Source organism: Marinobacterium stanieri (assembly GCF_900155945.1).
GTDB classification, from domain to species: domain Bacteria; phylum Pseudomonadota; class Gammaproteobacteria; order Pseudomonadales; family Balneatricaceae; genus Marinobacterium; species Marinobacterium stanieri.
The window spans coordinates 1-20,948 of sequence record NZ_FTMN01000011.1 but is presented as its reverse complement, the minus strand read 5'-3'; the positions used below and the strand labels follow the sequence as shown (position 1 = coordinate 20,948).

Below are 20,948 nucleotides of genomic sequence, written 5' to 3'. Positions count from 1 at the left end.
AGGCTACCTGCGCTGTTCACGTGCCTGTGCCGGCAACGGCAGCCAGTATGCATCCTGGACTTTATCCAGTGATGGCAGTCGCCAGGGTGCGGACAGGCGAATTACCTGATACCCACGGTTATTGATCAGGGCCAGGGCCTTCCTGATTTCAGGCCGGGAAAAAAACAGGCTGTTAAAACGGCCACTTCTCCATAAGCGCTCCAACCCCACCTGTAAACGCTCTGCCAGGGCATGATTCTCCTTGTGGACAAAGAAGTAGATCGGCCCCTTGTAGACCAGCAGGAGTTTTGAACTGATACTGAGATCCTGCCCCAATGGGCTGTTCAGCTCGTCCCAGACTTCCATCACGCTGCGCGGAAAATAATCGGCGCGTCCTCTGCGCAACATGTCGAACAGGCTTTCATACCGGCTTGATGTCAGCACGGGCAGACCATTGTGTCGCAGGATTCGGGTATCCGGCCAACCGGCTCCTTGTACAGCGGTCAATGCACTGAGCGCTTTGACGCTGTCGATGTCATTGAATATCTGCGTTTTGTTTTTTGGCACCAGGGGAACACGAACGGCCAATAGTCCTCGCATAAGCGGAAACGGCACCGCATGTGCCAGGTGCTCGCGGCGAATGCTGCTCATGCCCCAGAAAATATCCAGCCCCTGTCCCGAGCTGACCAGCTCGAAGGCACGCTGTTGTGAGGTGCCGGTTTCGGGCCGGATCAACTGATAGGGACCATAATCATGACGTGTTGCCTCCAGTGCCATGTTCAATATGGTCAAGAAGTAACTGTATCGGGCGTCATTGGTGCTCTCGCCCAGCTGGTAACGGATGCCGAGTGTTTGTGCCTGCAGAGTGCCGGCCCAGCACAGAATCAGTACCAGCAGCAGGACTGTCAGGCGTTGGGGGGCCATGGGACACCGTTCTCTAACATGCTGGTAACCTCAGCAACCGGCAATGGTCGGCTGAACAGGTAGCCTTGCATCAGGTCGCACTCCAGCGTTTGAAGCAGGCTGGCAATTTCGGTTGTTTCCACGCCTTCAGCAACAACTTTCAAACCCAGTGAATGGGCCAGTTCGGTAATGGTGCGTGTCAGGGTTAATAACCGCTCTTCCCGCATAATATCCATGATGAAGGATTGATCGATTTTCAGTAATTCAAAAGGATAGCTGCTGAGATAATTCAATGAGGCGTAGCCACTGCCAAAATCATCGATGGCCAGTTGGATACCTTGCGACTGCAGGCTGTTCAGTTTGTGTAAGACCTGGTCACTGGACTGGAGCATCAGCTGTTCCGTGACTTCCAGCTTCAATGCCTGCGGCGGCAAGCCAGCCAGTTGCAGCGCATTGGCGACCATGGATTCAAATGCGGGGTCCAGTAATTGCAGCGGGGAGATGTTGACGCTGATCTTGAGCGCAGGCGCCAGTCGACGCCATTGAGCCAGCTGCAGACAGGCAGTCTGCATGATCAGCTCACCCAGCTCGACAATCTGCCCGCCGTCCTCTGCCGCGGTGATGAATTCCGGTGGCGGAATAAACCCCAGCTCGGCATTGTGCCAGCGTGCCAGGGCTTCAAAGCTGACAATGTGACCGGTCGTGGCGTCGATGAGGGGCTGGTAATAGACATCAAGCTCTTCGAGAGCCGACCCGGTATTGAGCAAACTCTGAATCTTCAGCTTGCGTGAAGCAATCCCCTCCATGGATGGGGCAAAGAAGCAGTGCCGAATGCGTGCACGCTGGTTTTCGGCTTGCTGCAAGGCAGACAGGGCGCGCTGGTAGAGGGTGTCTACATCCCCGCCATCGCGGGGGTAAAGGGCTACGCCTGCATAAAAGCCACAGTCGATATTCTGTTGCTGCAGCTGGATAGGCTGGGCCAGCAGGGCGCGTAGTTGCTCCAGCATTCGTAACAGATAATCGTCCCCTTCCTTGTCCAGTATCTGTACACACAAAAACTGGTTATCCGCACTGCGTGCCAGTTGGGCATCATCCGGCAATGACGTATCCAGCAGCTCGGCCACCTCCTGTACCAACTGGTTGGCCCATTCGCTGCCAAAGGATTCCTTGACCGCTTTATAGGCTTCCAGAGAAAAGGTCACCATCGCAACGCGCAAGCCTTCGCTATCGGCTTTTGTCAGCAGGCCCCGGGCTTCTTTGAGGCCTACCTGCAGGTTGGGCAGTCCTGTCAGGTTGTCATGTTCCAGCAGGTGGCGGGCCTGGTCGCGCGCCTGACGCAGCTCGCTGATATCGGTGGTGGTGACAAGAATCAGCTCTTCGCCATCGGAACGATAGAACAGGCAGCGTGTACTGAGCCATCGGGGCTGATCCTTGTCGGGCCAGAAACGCTCATTCTTCCAGCTGCCTTTCTGCTTGAGCTGGCCCAGCCACTCAGGGAACTGTTGTTCCGGCGCGACTATGTGCAATACCTGCATCAGGTGGTCCCGCGCGCCGAAGTAGTTTTCGTAGGCCGAATTGCTGTACACCCGTATACCATTGTCGGCATTGAAAATGGCGATGGCCGATGGGCTGCTGTTGGCGGCCATGAACACACGCTGCATTTCGCTTTGCATGCTGTGGATTTCGTCCAGCCCATCGCGAAGACGCAGGCGCATGTTCTCGAGCGCATCACACATGCTGCCCAGCTCATCAGGGTGTGTGATATTGCGTTTCAGTTGGAAAGGGGTGCTCAGGTCATCCGCACTGAGATTCATGGCGGTGCGGTAGAGTGTGCGCAGATGCCGAAACAGGAAGAAGTGCAGAATAGCCAGTATCAGGAAGGAGACGATCAGCGTCTTGCTGGTTTGCAGTACCAGTGTCTGCCAGGCCTGGCGTTTGAGGTTGGTGAGAATGAAGCGTTGATCCACCCAGATGTTCAACTCGCCCAGAGGCACTTGCTCGCCGGCGAAGTGATAGGTGATCGCATACTGCCGTTGACTGACCCAGGGGCTTTCGGTGTCTTTGCCGGCTGAGTAAACCTTCAGTTCCGCGGTCAGCAGCTGCGCTCTGGTAATGAAAGGGAGACGGGTCAGGGAACGGATGTTGTGCTTTATCATGGGTTCATCCAGACGCCAGAGTGACTCTCTCAGGTCGTCCAGGAACATCACCTCGGCATCGGCCAGGCGCTCCTCAAGCACTTTTGTGTCAGACAGGTAGCGTGTGTAGAGCTGAATACTGGCCACAGCCAGTGCCACCAGACTGCTGCAGGCCAGGATTGCAGCAAGCACTTTCAGCGATAGTCGCCGCTCCTGCAGCAAGGTCCTTAACCGCTTTGGCATAGCCCCATCATCTCCTGTTATATGGTTCAAACATTAGGGGATGATGAGGCTTGTGTACAGAGGGGCTAGCGGTCGCCGCCGATCATGCGACCGATGCCGCCCAGTACCGATCCTTCGCCCTGGTCACTGCCGCCGCTGGAGGGCGCGTGGGCCAGAATACGGTCGGCCATGCGTGAGAATGGCAGGCTCTGTAACCAGACGGTGCCGGTGCCTTTCAAGGTGGCCAGGAACAGACCTTCGCCGCCAAATACCATCGACTTGAGGCCGCCGGCACGCTGGATGTCGTATTCGACGCCTTCGGTAAAGCCGACCAGACAGCCGGTATCCACGCGCAGGGTTTCGCCCTTCAGCTCTTTTTTGATCACGGTGCCACCGGCCTGGATAAAGGCCATGCCATCACCTTCCAGCGTCTGCAGGATAAAGCCTTCGCCGCCGAAAAAGCCGGCGCCAATCCTGCGGTTGAAGGTGATGCTGACTCGGGTGCCCAGTGCGGCGCAAAGGAAGGCATCTTTCTGGCAGACAATGCGCTCACCCAGCTCAGCCATGTTGAGCGGCACGATATTGCCCGGGTAGGGTGCTGCAAAAGCAACGCGGCGCTTGCCAATGCCCTGGTTGGTAAAGTGGGTGGTAAAAATGGACTCGCCGGTGAAAACCCGTTTGCCGGCTGAAAAAAGCTTGCCCATAATACCTTCATCCGGGTTGGAGCCATCGCCCATGCGCGTCTCGAATTGGATGTCCTCTTCCATGTAGGTCATGGCGCCGGCTTCGGCGATAACGGTCTCGTTGGGGTCCAGCTCCACCTCGACCAATTGCATTTCAGAGCCGATCAGCTCGTAGTCCAGTTCATGACAGCGCATCGTCGTGCTCCTGCTAAGTGGTTAAAAGGTTATCATGCCGCTCACCGGGAAGGTTGCCAAGACTCTGTTCGACCCGTAGCAGAGCCGATATACTCAAACGATAGTTTTGGGTCCGCATCGCATTGAAAAGGAGACATCAGTGGCATCGACCGGTGCAAAATTAATGGCCGAAGAGCCGCAGCTGGATGTATTGATGGCGCGTCAGCCCATCTATACCAAAAGCCAGGACGTGGTAGCCTTCGAGCTGCTGTTCCGTGACTCTGAAGGCCGCTTTGTTGAAGGGCTGAAGGACGAGGAGGCCACTCTGGGTGTCCTGCTGGGTACCTACTCCAGTATCTTCAAGAAAGGCGCCATCCGGTCAGTACCCTGTTTCCTTAAAGTGACCGACAGTTTCCTGCTCAACAACGATGTGCCCGAGTTGCCTCGCGAGAGCTTTGTACTGGAACTGCTGGGGCATTCAGATATTACCCCTGAGCTGATCAGCCGCGTGAAAGGGCTGGCACGCCAGGGCTATCGTCTGGCGCTGGCCGACTATGACCCGCGTGATCCCAAGTTCGAACCCCTGCTCAATATTGTGCATGTGCTCAAGCTGGATATTCAGTTGCTGGGCCTGGACAACATTCCGGCGCTGCTGCAGCGTCTGCGCCCTTACCAGCTGGAACTGCTGGCGGATAAGGTGGAGACTCAGGACGAGTTTCGCCGTTGTCTGGAGATGGGCTTCGCGCTGTATATGGGGTACTTCCTCAACAAGCCTGAGCCGGTGAAAGGCAAGAAGATCACCGGTAACAAGGTGGTGCTGCTGCAATTGTTGGCAGAACTGCAACGTCCGGCCGCGACGGCCCAGTCGATCGAGCAGGTCGCCCTGCATGACCCTGCCCTCACCTACCGTATTCTGCGTGTGGTGAACTCGGCGGCCTTCAACCTGCAGCGCGAAATCAGCTCCCTGTCCCATGCCATTTCCCTGTTGGGTGTCGATCAGATCAAGCGCTGGGTGATGCTGTTCCTGACCAGCAGTGACAGTACCAAGCCGGACGAACTGACCCGCAACATGCTGATTCGAGGCCGCTTCTGTGAGTTGCTGGCGGAGATGATGGGGCGTGATGAGCCGATCAACCACTTTATCGTTGGCCTGTTGTCACAGCTGGATGTCCTGCTCGACATGAGCATGGATGACCTGATGGACCAGGTGCCACTGCAGCAGGAGATGAAAGACGCCCTGCTGAGCCGGGCGCATTCCTACGGTGAGCTGCTCAAACAGATCGAATTCTATGAGCGCGGCCAGTTCGACCAGCTTAATACCGGCCTCGACCGACCCTTCTATGAAGTGGCCTATCGCCACAGCCTGAACTGGGCACAGCAGATCCTGCAGGCGATGCAGGACGGTTAATGCCCGAACTCCTCAGCCTTATTCCCGCCGACCTGCTGCCACTGGATGCTTTATTGCTGGTGGCAATGGCGGGTTTGACCTCGCTCATGACAGCCACTCTGGGTATTGGCGGGGGTGTCTTGCTGCTGGTGATCATGGCACAGCTGGTGCCCATTGCTGCGCTTATTCCCGTACATGGTCTGGTGCAGCTGGGGTCCAACGCCAACCGTGCGCTGATGACGCGTCAGCATATCGACTGGCCCTTGAGCCGGCGTTTTCTGATTGGGGCTGCTTGCGGTGCTGCACTGGCGTCGCTGGTGGTGGTGCAGCTGCCGCTGGAGCTGATTCAGCTGGCGGTGGGCGGTTTTATTCTGTGGATGATTTGGGGCCCCAAGCCGGCGGCCAAGACATTGTCACCGCTGAAAACCCTGATGGCAGGTGGCCTGACCACCTTCTTTTCCATGTTTGTTGGTGCCACCGGGCCACTGGTTGCGGCTTTTGTGCATCGTCACAGCCACGACAAAATGCAGACGGTAGCGACCTTCGCCACCACCATGACCGGCCAGCATCTGCTTAAGGGGGTGGTGTTTTCGGTGGTGGGATTTTCCTTTGCCGATTGGCTGCCATTGATAGTCGCGATGGTGCTCAGCGGCATGCTGGGCACCTGGATCGGGCTTAACCTGCTGCACCGGGTGTCATCGGTCTGGTTCAACCGCCTGTTCCGTGTGGTGGTGACCCTGCTGGCGCTGCGGTTGTTGTGGCAGGCCGGCGAGACGCTTTTGCCCCGCCTCCTGGGTTAGGCCTGCAGCCCTCTGGTTTAGACCGGCTGCAGGTTGGCAAAGCCCACCACCAGCCACTTGCTGCCCACCTCTTCAAAGTTCACCTGCACCCGTGCCTTGGGGCCGCTGCCTTCAAAGTTGGTCACCATGCCCATGCCGAATTTTTGATGCATTACGGTCTGGCCAAGCTTGAGATCCGTGCTGGGGACTTCCGCGCTGGACAGGGATGAGCCGCCACCGAACAGGCTGCTGCCCCTGTCGTCCTGAGCACCGTATGGGCGGCGCACACTGGCGTTGAGGCGAACTTCTTCGATCAGCTCGCTGGGGATCTCGTTAACGAAGCGGGATGCCCGGTTGAAGGTTTCCTTGCCGTGCAGGCGGCGGGACTCGGCATAGGTCAGGTGCAGCTTCTGCATGGCGCGAGTCAGGCCGACGTAGCAGAGGCGGCGTTCTTCTTCGAGACGGCCCGGTTCCTCCGCCGACATGCTGTGCGGGAACAGGCCCTCTTCCATACCTGCCAGGAACACCAGCGGGAACTCCAGACCCTTGGCCGAGTGCAGCGTCATCAGTTGTACGCTGTCGGTATTCACATCGGCCTGGGTCTCGCCGGCATCCAGCGCGGCCTGGTCCAGAAAAGCAGCCAGAGGCGAGTTGAAGCCCTCTTCATTATCTTCCTGCCACTGACCGGCAAACTGCCGGGTGGCGGTGACCAGCTCTTCCAGGTTCTCGATACGTGACTGAGCCTTCTCGCCCTTCTCTTTCTCGTGATGCTGGATCAGTCCCGAGTGTTCGATTACATGTTCGGTCTGCTCATGCAGCTCCACCTCGCGAGTGCCGGAATCGAGCTGGTTGATCAGGTCGATAAAGGCCTGGAGGGCATTGTTGGCCCGTGCCGGCAGTGTGCGCAGCTCGGTAATTTCATTGGCGGCGCGCCACATGGAAACGTTTTCACCACGGGCATGTTCACGGATGGCTTCGATGGTACGGGTGCCGATGCCGCGGGTGGGCACGTTGATGACACGCTCCATGGCGGTGTCGTCATCGCGGTTGGCCAGCAGGCGCAGGTAAGCCAGCGCGTTCTTGATTTCCAGACGGTCGTAGAAGCGCTGGCCGCCATAAATGCGGTAGGGCATGCCGGCACGGATCAGCATCTCCTCCAGTACACGGGACTGGGCGTTGGAGCGGTAAAGAATGGCTGACTCGTCGCGGCGGTTGCCGTCATCGACCCACTTCTGGATCTGGTCGACAATAAAACGGGCTTCGTCCTGTTCGTTGAACGCGCTGTAGAGAGAGATCGGCTCGCCCTCGCCCAGCTCGGTCCACAGCTGCTTGCCCAGACGACCGAAGTTGTTCTGAATAACCGCGTTGGCGGCCTGCAGAATGGTGCCGGTGGAACGGTAGTTCTGTTCCAGACGGATGGTTTCGGTACCCGGGAAATGCTCTTCCAGGTGCTGGATGTTCTCGATGCGGGCGCCACGCCAGCCGTAGATCGACTGGTCGTCATCACCCACCGCCATCAGCTTGTTCTCGCCTTCACACAACAGACGTAGCCAGGCGTACTGGATGGCGTTGGTATCCTGAAACTCGTCCACCAGGACATAGCGGAAGCGCTCACGGTAATGTGCCAGCAGTTGGGGCGCACGATCACGCAACAGCTCAAGTGCCCGCAGCAGCAGCTCGCCGAAGTCGATCATGCCGCCGCGTTCGCAGGCATCTTCGTAGGCTTCGTATACCCGGATCATCATGGTCTGGTAGGGGTCGCCGGTACGCTCGATATGCGCGCTGCGCAGTCCTTCATCCTTCTGACCGTTGATAAACCACTGGAACTGGCGTGCCGGCCAGCGGCTGTCGTCCAGGTTCATCTCCTTGCACAACCGCTTGAGCAGACGCAGCTGGTCGTCGCTGTCCATGATCTGGAAGTTGTCGCGCAGGCCGGCATCACGCCAGTGGGCGCGCAGCAGTCGGTGCGCCAGACCATGGAAGGTGCCGACCCACATGCCGTGGGTGTTGATCCCCAGCAGATGTTCAATACGCCCACGCATCTCTCGTGCGGCCTTGTTGGTAAAGGTCACCGCCATGATCGAATAGGGCGAGAGACCTTCGGTCTCGATCAGCCAGGCGATACGGTGCACCAGCACACGGGTCTTGCCGGAACCGGCACCGGCCAGTACCAGCAGGTTTTTCAGATCAGCGGACACTGCCTGCCGCTGGGCGTCGTTGAGCGAATCGATGATATGTGTAACGTCCATGGGACCTGCCGAATTGAAACCTGGGTTGAAGCGAGAGTCGCGTGCGGGAAATGCAGTCAGTATACCAGCCCCGGGTGCTCTGCCTGAACTCTCGGGCAGCCGGGGCCGTGTATTGTCTTAGCCAGCGGGGCTGATACTGGCTGGCTGGGCGATGCGATTGAGCAGAATGCGGCGCAATTCGTCCGGATCCTTGAGGCGCATCTCCGCGCCCTGCCGTGATGCCTGTTCCACACCGAGCCAGGGAATCAGGCGTGACAGCCAGAAACGCATGGCAGCGGTTCGGGTCAGCTTGGGCCAGGCAGCGCACTCTTCATCGCTGAAGGGACGGACACCGGCGTAAGCTCGGGTCAGTGCCTGTTCGCGTTGAGGGTCTACATTGCCCTGAGCATCGGTGCACCAGTCGTTGGCGACGATGGCCAGGTCGAACAGCAGAAATGCGGTAGCGGCGTTATAGATATCCAGTATGGCTTCCAGGCGATCGCCGGCGAACAAGGCGTTGTCATGGAAGAGATCGCCATGAATGGTGCCCAGCGGCAGGCCGAATGGCTTGTCACGCAACTCGTCGAACAGGGCCACTTCCTGACGCAGCAGCTCCGCATCTTCGGGCTTGAGCAGGTGCTGGATTGCCTGGCTTTCGCGGCGCCACCAGAAAACACCGCGCTGTGCCTGGCGGCGCAGGTAAAATTCTTCACCGGCCAGGTGAAAGCGCGCCAGGGCCGCACCGATTTCGGCACAGTGCTCGGGTGTTATCTCGGCACGCTCTACATGCTGGCCATGGAAGCGGGGCTGGAAGAATGCGGGTTTGCCACCGAGCTGCTTCAGGGCAATACCATTTCTGTCCTTGATCGCGAAGGGTACGGGTACCTGACGTGCCTGTAGCCATTGCCCCAGCTCTACGAAAAAGGGCATTTCGTCGTAGCCGAGCTCTTCAAAGAGCGTCAGCACGTAGTCGATCTGGCTGCCATCCTGCTCCAGAGTGACGAAATAGTTGGAGTTTTCGATGCCGCCTTCGATGCCCTTGAATTCCACCAGCTGGCCGAGGCTATAGTCCTCGAGCAGGGCTTCAAGTTGGGGGCGGCTGATATGGGTGTATACGGCCAAGATCAATTACCAGCGGAAGATAACCCATTTCGGAATCAGCAACTGTGATTCGTCCATGCGGATGAATTTTTGTGAACCCTCGGCCGGCACCAGATAATACGGCTTGCCTGTCTTGGGCACGACCTTGATCTCCTTGAGCTGACCATTAATGGTGTACTCATAGTAGGTGTTGCCAGCATCGTGGGTGATCGTGATCTCAGGCTCGTTCGCCGCCGGGTCATCCACGACCTCGGCCTGAGCCAAGGGGGCCACTGCAAGAAGTGTCGCCAGGGTCAGTTGTTTCAGCATCATTGCGTCTCAGTTGGTGAGTCCGGGTTGAATTGTCTATGATTGTGGGCCTTGTCGCAGGCATGAACAACCCCAAACAGCTTTTAACGGATATTCCCATGAGCGAACAGCACGCCCCGGTCATTCTGGTGGATGGCTCCTCCTACCTTTATCGCGCTTTCTTTGCCTCTCAGCAGGCGGATTTGCGCACCGCCGATGGCACTCCGACGGGCGCCATCCGGGTGGTGACCTCCATGCTCAAGCGGCTGCTGAAGGACTATCCCGACAGTCCGGTCGCGGTGATCTTTGATGCCAAGGGCAAAACCTTCCGCGACGAGATCTATGCTGAGTATAAGTCACAGCGGCCACCCATGCCGGATGACTTGCGCTCTCAGGTGGAACCGATTCACGCCATTATCCGTGCCATGGGTCTGCCCCTGTATGTGGAAGAAGGCGTCGAAGCCGATGATGTGATCGGTACGCTGGCGCGTCAGGCCAGTGAATCCGGTCGCCCGGTGGTGATCTCCACCGGTGATAAGGATATGGCGCAGCTGGTGGATCAGCATGTCACCCTGATCAACACCATGAACGACACCACCATGGATGAAGCCGGGGTTGAAGAGAAGTTCGGTGTGCCGCCACGCCTGGTAATCGATCTGCTGGCGCTCATGGGCGATAAGGTCGATAACATCCCCGGTGTGCCGGGCGTGGGTGAGAAAACAGCGCTGGCTCTGCTTCAGGGCATCGGCGGAATCAGCGATCTTTACGACAACCTCGACAAGATTCCGGAGCTGACCTTCCGTGGTGCCAAGTCCATGCCGAAAAAGCTGGAAGCCAATCGCGAAGCGGCGGAGCTGTCCTACCTGTTGGCCACCATCAAGACCGACGTTCCCCTGCATATTCATCTGCATGACATTGGCATGCCCGCCCCTGAGCCGGAAAAGCTGGTCGAGCTGTTCAAACAGTTCGAATTCAAAAGCTGGGTACGTGAGCTGGAAGCCGGTGACGCCGAGGAGCTGGGTGCCGACGAACCGGTGACAGCGGAACCTGATATAGCAACCGAATATGAAACCCTGCTGACCCAGGAAGCACTGGATGCTTGGCTGAAGCAGCTGAAAGCTGCCGGTGAATTTGCCTTTGATACCGAAACCACCAGCCTGAATTACATGGAAGCGCAGCTGGTCGGTGTGTCTTTCGCCGTTGAGCCCGGCAAGGCGGCCTATGTGCCATTGGCGCATGACTATATGGGGGCCCCTGAGCAGCTGGACCGCGCCGAGGTGTTGGCGCAGCTGAAACCACTACTGGAAGATCCCGAGCTGAAAAAGATCGGCCAGCACATCAAATACGACATGAACGTGCTGCGCCACTACGATATCGAACTGCAGGGCGTGGGAGCGGACACCATGCTGGAGTCCTATGTACTCAACTCCACCGCCAGCCGTCACGACATGGATACCCTGGCGGATCGTCATCTGGGTGTGACCACTACCAGTTTTGAAAGCATTGCCGGCAAGGGCAAGAAGCAGCTGACATTCAACCAGGTCGAGCTGGAACAGGCAGCGCCTTATGCCGCGGAAGATGCCGATATCACCCTGCGTCTGCATCAAAAACTGCAGCCTCAGCTGGCGGCCGAAGGTGAGTTGCTGAGGGTGTTTGACGAGATTGAGCGCCCACTGATCCCGGTACTGTCGCGGATGGAGTATCGCGGTGCGCTGGTGGATGCTCGCATTCTCGGTGAACAGAGTCGGGAACTTGAACAGCGTTTGGGCGAAATCGAAAAAGAAGCGTTCGAGCTGGCCGGCGAGGAGTTCAATCTCAATTCCACCAAACAGCTGCAGGCGATCCTGTTCGAAAAAATGGGCCTTCCGGTTAAGAAGAAAACGCCCAAGGGCGCACCTTCAACCGCTGAAGAAGTACTGCAGGAGCTGGCGCTGGATTACCCATTACCCAAGCTGCTGATCGAACAGCGTGGTCTGAGCAAGCTCAAGAGCACCTATACCGACAAGCTGCCGCAGATGATCAATCCGGCGACGGGGCGTGTGCATACTTCTTATCACCAGGCGGTGACGGCGACCGGTCGTCTGTCTTCATCCGAGCCCAACCTGCAGAACATCCCGGTGCGCACGCCCGAGGGGCGTCGTATTCGTAACGCCTTTGTCGCTCCCGATGGGTACAAGATCGTAGCGGCGGATTATTCACAGATTGAGCTGCGCATCATGGCGCACCTGTCCGGCGATGAGGGCTTGTTGAATGCTTTCCGTCACGGTGAAGATATCCACAAGGCAACGGCGGCCGAGGTCTTTGGCACCACTGTGGATAATGTAACCGCCGACCAGCGCCGCAGTGCCAAGGCGATCAACTTCGGTCTGATTTACGGCATGTCGGCGTTTGGCCTGGCCAAGCAGCTGGGCATTGGCAACAAGGAAGCCGGTACCTATATCGAGCATTACTTTGCCACCTACCCCGGTGTTCAGCGCTACATGGATGAAACCCGTGCCCAGGCCCGGGATCAGGGCTATGTTGAAACCCTGTTCGGGCGTCGCCTTTACCTGCCGGATATCAACAACCGCAACCCGATGAAGCGTCAGGCCGCTGAACGTACAGCGATCAATGCGCCCATGCAGGGGACTGCGGCCGACATCATCAAGAAGGCGATGCTGGCAGTGGATAACTGGCTGGAACAGGGTGACATGGATGCCCGCATGATTATGCAGGTGCACGATGAATTGATCTTTGAAGTGCGTGAGGGCGAAGTGGATAACTTCTGTGCCCAGCTGAAGCCCCTAATGGAGGATGCTGCCGAGCTGGCGGTGCCGCTGCTGGTGGATGCGGGCGTCGGCGATAACTGGGAGCAGGCACACTGATCTTTTTTTGCTCAGTGGTGAACTTTTTCTACACACATTGTCTGATTTAACGAGCCGCGTGTAAGAAACGTCCATTGTCTGTGCCAGCGTGGACCGTGGCTCGCTCTGTCATGACATCCCTTGCCCCGGCTGTGGTGCTCCCCTTCCACCAGCCGGGGTTTTTATTTGTATCAGATGTCGTCTGACTCAGGCTCGATCAAATCGGCCAGCAGCCAGTTGTCGATGCGCTGGCGCAGCTGGTCGACACCGCTACGCTTGAGGGCAGAGAAGGTCTGTACACTGACTTTGTCGCCCAGACGTTCTTTCAGAGCTTTCTTCAGTTGCAGCAGCGTGCTTTTGGCCGGGCCGCGCTTGAGCTTGTCTTCCTTGGTCAGCAGCACGTGCAGCGGCACGCCGGTGGCTTCACACCAATGCACCATCATCTCGTCGAACTCTTTCATCGGGTGGCGAATATCCATCACCAGCACGACGCCGCGCAGGCTCTCCCGGTGCTGCAGGTACGCATCCAGATGGCGCTGCCAGTGCTGTTTCATGGCAATCGGCACCTTGGCATAGCCGTAACCAGGCAAATCGACAATCTTCAGGCCTTCGATATTCAGACTGAAAAAGTTGATCAACTGGGTGCGCCCCGGGGTTTTCGAGGTGCGTGCCAGACCGGTTTGCTGGGTCAGGGCATTGATGGCGCTGGACTTGCCCGCGTTGGAGCGACCGGCAAAGGCGACTTCTGCGCCCTCGTCCGCTGGACACTGGTCCAGACGTGCGGCGCTGGTTTCAAAACGGGCGAGGTTGTAATGGATGACAGGCTCTGGGGTTGACATGGCGCAGCACTCAGTGGCCACAAACTGAACATATCCGTTCCAGTTTGTGGGGATATTGGTTTATAATGCCGCCAATTTTACCCGCGAACAGAGTCTGTCTCCAGTCAGGGTAATAGTGGAAATTGGTTGTTCTGGCACAATTACAATCCAAGATGCCGGGATATGCACACATTTCGTCAAGCAAGAGTCTGGGTTAGTCAATGAACAAACTACTGATCAGCTTACTGGTAAGCATCGGCCTCACCGGCGTCGCTCACGCGGCAGGTGATGCAGCTGCAGGCCAGGCCAAGACTGCCGTTTGTGCAGCCTGCCACAGTGCAGATGGCAACAGTGTTGTCGGTAACTTCCCGAAGCTGGCTGGACAGGGTGAAAAATACCTGCTGAAACAGCTGAACGACATCAAAAGCGGTGCGCGCATGGTTCCGGAAATGACCGGCATGCTGACCAACCTGAGCGATCAGGATCTGGCCGATATCGCAGCCTACTTCGCCAGCAAGAACATGCAGCTGGGCCAGGCGGCTGAAGATCAGATCGAGCTGGGTCAGAAAATCTGGCGCGCGGGTGTTGCCGAGAAAGGTGTTGCGGCCTGTACCGCTTGTCACGGTCCGTCCGGCGCTGGCATCGATACGGCTGCCTACCCGAAACTGGGTGGTCAGCACGCACAGTACATCGAAACCTCTCTGCAGAAATTTGCCAGCGGCGATCGTGCCAACGATCCGTCCAGCATGATGCGTGATATCGCCTCCAAGATGAGTGCAGAAGAGATGAAGGCTGTTTCCCAGTACGTGCAGGGCCTGCACTGATCGGCTAAACAGTCATCATGACCTAAAGGGCAGCTTCGGCTGCCTTTTTTGTCACCAGCTACCGGTTGCGCTATACCGGACTGAACCAATTGGTCTGTATGGTGGTCTATCCGCGATGTACTGAACAGACTCACTAAAGGACGCTTATATGTTCAAGAAATTGTTTGCCGCCCTCTGTGTATCCATGCTCGCGGCACTGCCCGCCTGGGCTGAAGAATACCGTGCCAATCAGCACTATTTCGAGTTGCCCTTCCCGGTGAAAACCGTGGACGAAAACAAGATTGAAGTGACTGAAGCCTTCGGCTATCTCTGCCCGCACTGCAATACCTTTGAGCCCCTGCTGTCCAGCTGGCGCGAGAAGAAAGCTGACGACGTGGCCTTTGTTGGCTTGCCGGTGGTGTTTGGTCGCAGCTGGGAGCCGCTGGCGCGTGCCTATTACGTAGCTGAACTGTCCGATAAGGTGGAAGACACACACCAGCCGATGTTTGATGCCATCCACCTGCAGCGCAAGCGGTTCCGCACGGCTGAAGATCTGGCCGAGTTCTATGCGGATCTGGGACTGCCCGAAGAGAAGTTCAACAAGCTGTATGACTCTTTTGCGGTCAATATGAAGCTGAAACAGGGTGATGCCAAGCTGCGAGGTTATGAAGTAACTGGCGTGCCGTCCATGATCGTGAATGGCAAGTATCGCGTCACTGCCCAGTCGGCGGGTGGCCACAAACAGATGCTGGAAGTGGTGGATTACCTGATCGAAAAGGAACGTGCTGCTCAGTAAACGCGGCCTTGATCTGAGTTCAATAAAACCGCCGTCATACGGCGGTTTTAAATTTCCAATTCCGGGGCTAAGGGAATATGCTTTAGGGATATATTCATAGAGTATTGCGACGAGGGGACCGCGTGGTGCCAGACCAGGAAAACTGGAAACGTAAATACACGGAACTGACGCTTGAAGTTGAACGCAAACAGCAAAGTGAAGAACGTTACCACGAACAGCTCCGCTCCCTCGTAGACCACCTTTCTCTGGGTATGAACGGCATATCCGGCTCGCTGGACACCGAGTTGACCCAGCTGGGCGAAGTGCTCAAAGAACAAAACCGCAAACGTATTCCCTCTATTCTTCGCCAGATCAAGAAAGAAGTTGGCCAGTTGGATATGGAGCGGCAGAGCAGCCGCGAACTGCTTATCCGTATTCTCCACCGCTGGACGCAACAGTTGCGACGTGCCAATCCGGCGCCCTCGGTCGCAAATCTGATTGGCAGTATCGATACCCGAGTTCCTGAAGCAACCGAGCATTTGTATGCGCTGGCCGAGCTGATCAGTGAACTGATCGAAATACAGGCCGGCATGCTTGGAAACGGTGCCATGCCCGAGTCCGATCAGGATTTCGAGCTTAACTCCTCGCAGGACAGCGACATTGAGACGCTGGGTGCGTCCATGGCGGCAGAGCTTTTGCAGATGATCGAGCTGCTGCAGATTCCGGCCGAGGGTGTGGAACAGGCACGTGGGCTGGTGCTTGAAATTGAACAGGGCATTACCCTTGAGCGTCTGCCGGCCATCCTGTCGTCACTGGTACAGCTGGTTCGCCTGGCAAACGGCAATACTCAGGAAGATTTTGAAAACTATTTGCTCACGCTGAACTCCCAGCTCAGCTTTGTGCAGCAGTTTCTGGAAGAAAGTCGCAACGATGAGCTTTCGGCGGTGCAGACGCACAGCCAGCTGGACTCCCAGGTGCGCCGGGATGTGCGTAACATCCACCGCTCTGTGAAAGAATCTGAAGATCTCAAAACCCTGAAGCAGAGTGTGTCCCAGCAACTGGCATCCATTGTGCGGGCCATGGACAGTTATCGTCAGCAGGAACAGGAGCGCGAAACGCGCCTTAACCGTCGCTACGATGATCTGCTGACCAAGGTTGAGCAGATGGAGCTGGAAACCAGCAAGGTCAAAGCCCGGATGCAGGAGGAACAGCTGCGGGCACGTACTGATCCGCTTACCGGACTGCCCAACCGTACTTCCTATGACCATCACCTGAGCTCCGAGCATGAACGCTGGCAGCGCTATGGCACCCAGTTCTCGCTGGCGGTGGGCGATATCGATTTCTTCAAGAAGATCAATGACCACCTCGGGCACCTGGCGGGTGACCGTGTATTGCGCCTGGTGGCGAAAGTCTTGAAACACAACCTGCGCTCCAACGATTTTATCGCACGTTACGGTGGTGAAGAGTTCGTGATCCTGTTCCCCTCAACCGGGGCGGAGGAGGCGCTGCAGGCAACGGAGAAACTGCGTCAGGCGATCGCCGACAGCCCGTTCAACTTCAAGGGCGAGCGCGTTGAGGTGACACTCTCCTTTGGTGTGGCCGAAATACGTGATGCGGATGACCCTGAAGCCCTTTTCAACCGTGCCGACCAGGCGCTCTATCTGGCAAAACAACAGGGTCGCAACCAGACACAGGTGGGCGGAAAAGGCTAGAATAGCCTCTTTTGTGCCATGACAGGATAGACCGCGCCGTGCGAACCCTGATCCGCTCGCTGAAGATCGCCTGGATCTTTGCCAAATACCGACTCGATACCTTCTTCACCCAGCCACTGATGCCCTGGTACGTGCAGCTGATGTTCCGGCTCATGTTCTGGCGTTACCTGATACCGGCTCGACACTCCCAGGCCGAGCGGTTGCGTCTGGCGCTGGAAGCGCTGGGGCCGGTCTTCATCAAGTTTGGCCAGATGCTGTCCACGCGCCGTGACTTGCTGCCGGATGATCTGGCAGAAGAGCTGGCCCGTTTGCAGGATCGGGTGCCGCCTTTCGAAGGCGCGCGCGCACGCCAGATTATTGAGCGTGAACTGAAGCAACCGGTGAGTGAAATCTTCGCCGTGTTCGAACAGGAACCCATGGCGTCTGCGTCGGTGGCTCAGGTACATGCCGCGACACTGAAGAATGGTCGCTCGGTGGTGGTGAAAGTCATTCGACCGGGTATTGGTCGTGTGATCCGCCAGGATGTCGCCCTCCTCTACCTGCTGGCACGTCTGGTGCAAAAGCTCTGGGTTGAAGGGCGTCGCTTGCGTCCGGTGGAAGTGGTTGCCGAGTATGAGCAAACCATCTTTGATGAGCTCGACCTGCGCAAGGAAGCGGCCAACGGCTCCCAGCTGCGCCGCAACTTCGAAGGTTCAGGTATTCTCTATGTGCCCGAAATCTTTTGGGACCACACCCGCCAGCAGGTATTGGTGATGGAGCGTATCCACGGCGTGCCCGTTGCAGACGTGGCTCAGCTGCGGGCTCAGGGTACGGATATGAAATGCCTGGCCGAACGTGGCGTGGAGATCTTTTTCACCCAGGTGTTCCGTGACAGCTTTTTCCATGCCGATATGCACCCAGGCAATATTTTTGTATCCCGAGATAACCCTTCTGATCCTCAGTACATCGCAGTGGACTTCGGCATCATCGGGTCGCTCAACGCGGAAGACCAGAACTACCTGGCGCGTAATATCCTGGCGTTCTTCAAACGAGACTATCGCCAGGTTGCCCAGCTGCATATCGATTCGGGCTGGGTACCAAGGGATACCAACGTACATGCGTTCGAAACCGCCATTCGCAGTGTATGCGAGCCGATCTTCGAAAAACCGCTGAAAGATATTTCCTTCGGCATGGTGCTGCTGGGGCTGTTCCAGACGGCACGTCGATTCAATATGGAAGTACAGCCTCAGCTGGTACTGCTGCAGAAAACCCTGCTCAATATTGAAGGCCTCGGGCGTCAGCTGTATCCGGACCTGGACCTTTGGCAAACGGCCAAACCCTTCCTGGAAAACTGGATGCAGGAGCGAATGGGCGTTAAGGCGGTCTACCGTAATGTGAAGGAGCAGGCGCCGGAGTGGCTGGAAAAACTGCCGCACCTGCCACAAATGGTCTATGACAGTCTTGAACAGATGAAACTGCATTCGGCCACCGATGCCGAGTTTCAGCGTCAGTTGGCGCGGGAGCAACAGGTTGAGCGCCGCCGCACGCGTCGCAGCCTACTGGCGGGCGCGACACTGGTCGCAGCGGCCCTGGCTGCCAGTCAGCCGCAACTCTGGCAGTCGTTGCAGCAGCTGCCTCTGCTGGCCGGTGTGGCTGCAGGTGCGGGCTGGATCCTGCTCTGGCGCGCCTGAGGTGGTCGCTGTGCAATCGATCGGTTATGCTTTCGCCCCCTTAACTAACCAACGACGGTGGGTGATATATGTCTGAGCAATGGATCGAACAGGTCAAGTGGGATGAAAAAGGTCTGGTACCGGCTATTGCACAGGACCATATCAGCGGCCGTATCCTGATGGTTGCCTGGATGAACGAGGAAGCGTTGCGACTGACCGTCGAAGAGGGCCGCGGTATCTACTGGTCACGCTCACGCAACCGCCTCTGGCGCAAGGGTGAAGAATCCGGTCATGTGCAAAAGCTGCACGAGATTCGTCTGGACTGTGATGCGGATGTCGTCCTGCTCAGTGTTGAGCAGCTGGGTGGCATTGCCTGTCATACCGGCCGTGAAAGCTGTTTCTACCGTGTACTGAATGATAAACATGAGTGGGAAACAGTGGACGAGGTCCAGCGTGACCCCAATCAGATCTACGCAAACAAGGACTGAACCATGAGTGAAGTACTGGATCGCCTCGCCGAAGTGTTGGAGGCGCGCAAGAACGCCAGCCCGGACAGCTCCTATGTGGCTTCATTGCATGCCAAGGGCTTGAACAAGATTCTGGAAAAGGTCGGTGAAGAGAGCGTGGAAACGCTGTTGGCGGCCAAGGACGCTGCAGTAAGTGGCGACCACAGTGAACTGATTTATGAAACGGCTGATCTCTGGTTTCACTCCCTGGTGATGTTGTCACACCTGGGCGAGAGCCATGAAGCGGTGCTGGAAGAGTTGGCCCGACGCTTTGACCTGTCCGGACTGGAAGAAAAAGCGTCACGAAGTAAGTGATTGCACATCGGCAAGGGTGCCGATGTCATGGAAATAGCGTATAACGTTATCCCATCGAATTAGCCCTTATGTGTACCTGCGGGAGGCATCATGCTTGGTGGTATTAGTATTTGGCAGCTGTTGATTGTCCTGGTAATCATCATTCTGCTGTTCGGAACCAAAAAACTGCGCAACATTGGCGGTGACCTGGGCGGCGCGTTGAAAAGCTTCAAAAAGGCGGTCAACGAAGACGAGACCAGTGCCAAGAACGATGCTGATACGCAGAAGAAATTGTCTGAAGAGCAGGACGCCCAGTTCAAAGACAGCGATACGACTGGCAGCAAAGCTGACAGTAAGACAGACAAGTAAGATCGCAGCCGATGTTTGATATCGGATTTTTTGAGCTGATGGTGGTTGGCGTGGTGGCTCTGCTGGTGCTGGGGCCTGAACGTCTGCCTATGGCTGCACGCACTTGCGGACTCTGGCTGGGTCGGGTGCGTCGTTCACTTACCTCGATCCAAACGGAAATTCGCGAAGAGTTACGTGTGGAAGAGCTGAAACGCACCACGGCCATGCAGAAAGAACAGCTGGACAAAGAGCTGAATGAAATGCGGCAGCCATTTCAACAGCCTTTTGCTGACAGCTGCGCCGACAGTGAGGCCGGTGCCGCAGAAGCATCGTCCACCAGTGAAACCGACACCCGCACACAGCAGAGCAGTGATAACAAGGAAACACGATGAGTCAGCATACCGATCAGGAGCAACCTCTGATTGCGCACCTTGTCGAGTTACGGCAACGCTTGCTCTACAGTGTGTTGGCGATTCTGGTTATTTTCCTGTGCCTGTTCTATTTCGCCAATGATCTCTACACCTGGTTGTCCGCACCGCTGACCGCGCTCTTGCCGGAAGGCACCAGCATGATTGCCACGGATGTGACCTCTCCGTTTTTTGCACCTTTCAAGCTGACGCTGGTGTTTTCAGCCTTTCTGGCGATGCCCTTTCTGCTGCATCAGGCCTGGAGCTTTATTGCACCAGGCCTGTATACACACGAAAAACGCCTGGCTATTCCCCTGCTGCTATCGAGCATCCTGCTGTTCTATCTCGGTATCGCTTTTGCGTACTTCGTGGTGTTTCCGCTGATCTTTGGCTTCTTCACCAGTGTGGGGCCGGAAAATATCGCGGTTATGACCGATATCAGCAGCTACCTCAACTTCGTGCTGAAGCTGTTTTTCGCCTTTGGCGTGGTATTTGAGATTCCGGTAGCAACCTTGCTGTTGCTCTGGTCCGGTATCGTGACGGTAGAGAGTCTCAAGTCAAAGCGTCATTATGTGATCGTTGCCTGCTTTGTATTGGGTATGCTGCTGACACCGCCTGATATCATTTCGCAAAGCCTGCTGGCTGTTCCCATGTGGCTCTTGTTTGAAGTGGGTATTCTGATGGGGCGTATCCTGATCAAGCCGAAACCCGATGAAGAGCTGGATCAGGAACTGGATGATGCAATCGATGAAGAGCAGGAAAACAGGAATTCGAATTCCTGAGTGAAGACTCTCTTCATATGACGACAACGGGCACCCTTGGGTGCCCGTTGTCGTTTCTGTTCTACTCTTCTATATGTGTATAGGCTGAGATCATTTGAGCGGGACTCCTTGGTTGCCTTTTGAAGCCCTTTC

General features: G+C 56.8%; 19 protein-coding genes. 12 read left to right on the top strand and 7 right to left on the bottom strand.

The annotated features are described in order from the left end of the window. Positions 1-3 precede the first annotated feature (3 nt). From BW956_RS19230 to BW956_RS19220, 3 genes are all read right to left on the bottom strand, one after another. Positions 4-903 (bottom strand): ABC transporter substrate-binding protein, encoded by a 900-nt coding sequence (locus tag BW956_RS19230; RefSeq protein ID WP_076465475.1) that lies wholly within the window; start codon positions 901-903, stop codon positions 4-6. After that, positions 885-3,260, bottom strand: a complete 2,376-nt coding sequence (locus tag BW956_RS19225) for a bifunctional diguanylate cyclase/phosphodiesterase (protein WP_083703159.1) — start codon at positions 3,258-3,260, stop codon at positions 885-887. Before BW956_RS19225 ends, BW956_RS19230 begins: the two co-directional genes overlap by 19 nt. A gap of 65 nt (positions 3,261-3,325) precedes the next feature. Further along, entirely contained in the window at positions 3,326-4,117 is a 792-nt protein-coding gene (locus BW956_RS19220) for a TIGR00266 family protein (protein ID WP_076465469.1), read from the bottom strand. Positions 4,118-4,256: 139 nt separating this feature from the next. On the opposite strand from BW956_RS19220, the gene BW956_RS19215 reads away from it, so the two are divergent. Together BW956_RS19215 and BW956_RS19210 are read left to right on the top strand one after the other, a co-directional pair. Beyond that, positions 4,257-5,504 (top strand): EAL and HDOD domain-containing protein, encoded by a 1,248-nt coding sequence (locus BW956_RS19215; RefSeq protein ID WP_237708667.1) that lies wholly within the window; start codon positions 4,257-4,259, stop codon positions 5,502-5,504. Then, the gene (locus BW956_RS19210; protein ID WP_076465467.1) at positions 5,504-6,283 is read left to right on the top strand and encodes a sulfite exporter TauE/SafE family protein; all 780 of its coding nucleotides are present in this window, start codon (positions 5,504-5,506) and stop codon (positions 6,281-6,283) included. The genes BW956_RS19215 and BW956_RS19210 overlap by 1 nt, the downstream gene beginning before the upstream one ends. 17 nt (positions 6,284-6,300) lie before the next feature. Here the strand turns inward: BW956_RS19210 and uvrD are convergent, their stop codons facing one another. From uvrD to BW956_RS19195, 3 genes are all read right to left on the bottom strand, one after another. Then, positions 6,301-8,511: a DNA helicase II gene (uvrD, locus tag BW956_RS19205; RefSeq protein ID WP_076465464.1), complete on the bottom strand. Its 2,211-nt coding sequence runs from the start codon at positions 8,509-8,511 to the stop codon at positions 6,301-6,303. 117 nt (positions 8,512-8,628) lie between these two features. Beyond that, a complete protein-coding gene (locus tag BW956_RS19200) occupies positions 8,629-9,612 on the bottom strand; it encodes a homoserine kinase (RefSeq protein ID WP_076465689.1) in 984 nt (327 codons plus the stop codon). Positions 9,613-9,618: 6 nt separating this feature from the next. Beyond that, complete coding sequence (locus BW956_RS19195; protein ID WP_237708666.1) at positions 9,619-9,903, bottom strand: DUF2782 domain-containing protein; 285 nt, start codon at positions 9,901-9,903, stop codon at positions 9,619-9,621. Between the two features lie 95 nt (positions 9,904-9,998). Here BW956_RS19195 and polA point away from each other — a divergent pair, with 95 nt between their 5' ends. Continuing rightward, positions 9,999-12,743, top strand: a complete 2,745-nt coding sequence (gene polA / locus BW956_RS19190; RefSeq protein WP_076465686.1) for a DNA polymerase I — start codon at positions 9,999-10,001, stop codon at positions 12,741-12,743. 170 nt (positions 12,744-12,913) lie between these two features. Here the strand turns inward: polA and yihA are convergent, their stop codons facing one another. After that, positions 12,914-13,561 (bottom strand): ribosome biogenesis GTP-binding protein YihA/YsxC, encoded by a 648-nt coding sequence (yihA, locus tag BW956_RS19185; RefSeq protein ID WP_076465461.1) that lies wholly within the window; start codon positions 13,559-13,561, stop codon positions 12,914-12,916. Positions 13,562-13,761: 200 nt separating this feature from the next. Here yihA and BW956_RS19180 point away from each other — a divergent pair, with 200 nt between their 5' ends. From BW956_RS19180 to tatC, 9 genes are all read left to right on the top strand, one after another. Beyond that, positions 13,762-14,364, top strand: coding sequence for a c-type cytochrome (locus BW956_RS19180; protein WP_010324394.1), 603 nt, complete (start codon positions 13,762-13,764; stop codon positions 14,362-14,364). Positions 14,365-14,512: 148 nt separating this feature from the next. Continuing rightward, positions 14,513-15,139: a thiol:disulfide interchange protein DsbA/DsbL gene (locus tag BW956_RS19175; protein ID WP_076465458.1), complete on the top strand. Its 627-nt coding sequence runs from the start codon at positions 14,513-14,515 to the stop codon at positions 15,137-15,139. A 125-nt stretch (positions 15,140-15,264) separates the two neighbouring features. Beyond that, positions 15,265-16,830 carry a GGDEF domain-containing protein gene (locus BW956_RS19170; protein WP_139327236.1) on the top strand — a complete coding sequence of 522 codons (1,566 nt, stop codon included), beginning with the start codon at positions 15,265-15,267 and terminating at the stop codon, positions 16,828-16,830. A 38-nt stretch (positions 16,831-16,868) separates the two neighbouring features. Next, positions 16,869-18,500, top strand: coding sequence for a ubiquinone biosynthesis regulatory protein kinase UbiB (gene ubiB / locus BW956_RS19165; protein WP_076465453.1), 1,632 nt, complete (start codon positions 16,869-16,871; stop codon positions 18,498-18,500). Between the two features lie 68 nt (positions 18,501-18,568). Continuing rightward, the gene (gene hisI, locus BW956_RS19160; protein ID WP_010324390.1) at positions 18,569-18,967 is read left to right on the top strand and encodes a phosphoribosyl-AMP cyclohydrolase; all 399 of its coding nucleotides are present in this window, start codon (positions 18,569-18,571) and stop codon (positions 18,965-18,967) included. Positions 18,968-18,970: 3 nt separating this feature from the next. Then, entirely contained in the window at positions 18,971-19,300 is a 330-nt protein-coding gene (locus tag BW956_RS19155) for a phosphoribosyl-ATP diphosphatase (protein WP_010324389.1), read from the top strand. A 90-nt stretch (positions 19,301-19,390) separates the two neighbouring features. Further along, on the top strand, positions 19,391-19,648 hold the full coding sequence (tatA, locus tag BW956_RS19150) for a Sec-independent protein translocase subunit TatA (protein WP_076465450.1): 258 nt from the start codon (positions 19,391-19,393) through the stop codon (positions 19,646-19,648). A gap of 11 nt (positions 19,649-19,659) precedes the next feature. Then, entirely contained in the window at positions 19,660-20,019 is a 360-nt protein-coding gene (gene tatB, locus BW956_RS19145; RefSeq protein ID WP_076465447.1) for a Sec-independent protein translocase protein TatB, read from the top strand. Next, positions 20,016-20,816 (top strand): twin-arginine translocase subunit TatC, encoded by an 801-nt coding sequence (tatC, locus tag BW956_RS19140; protein ID WP_076465444.1) that lies wholly within the window; start codon positions 20,016-20,018, stop codon positions 20,814-20,816. The genes tatB and tatC overlap by 4 nt, the downstream gene beginning before the upstream one ends. The last annotated feature ends 132 nt before the right edge of the window (positions 20,817-20,948 follow it).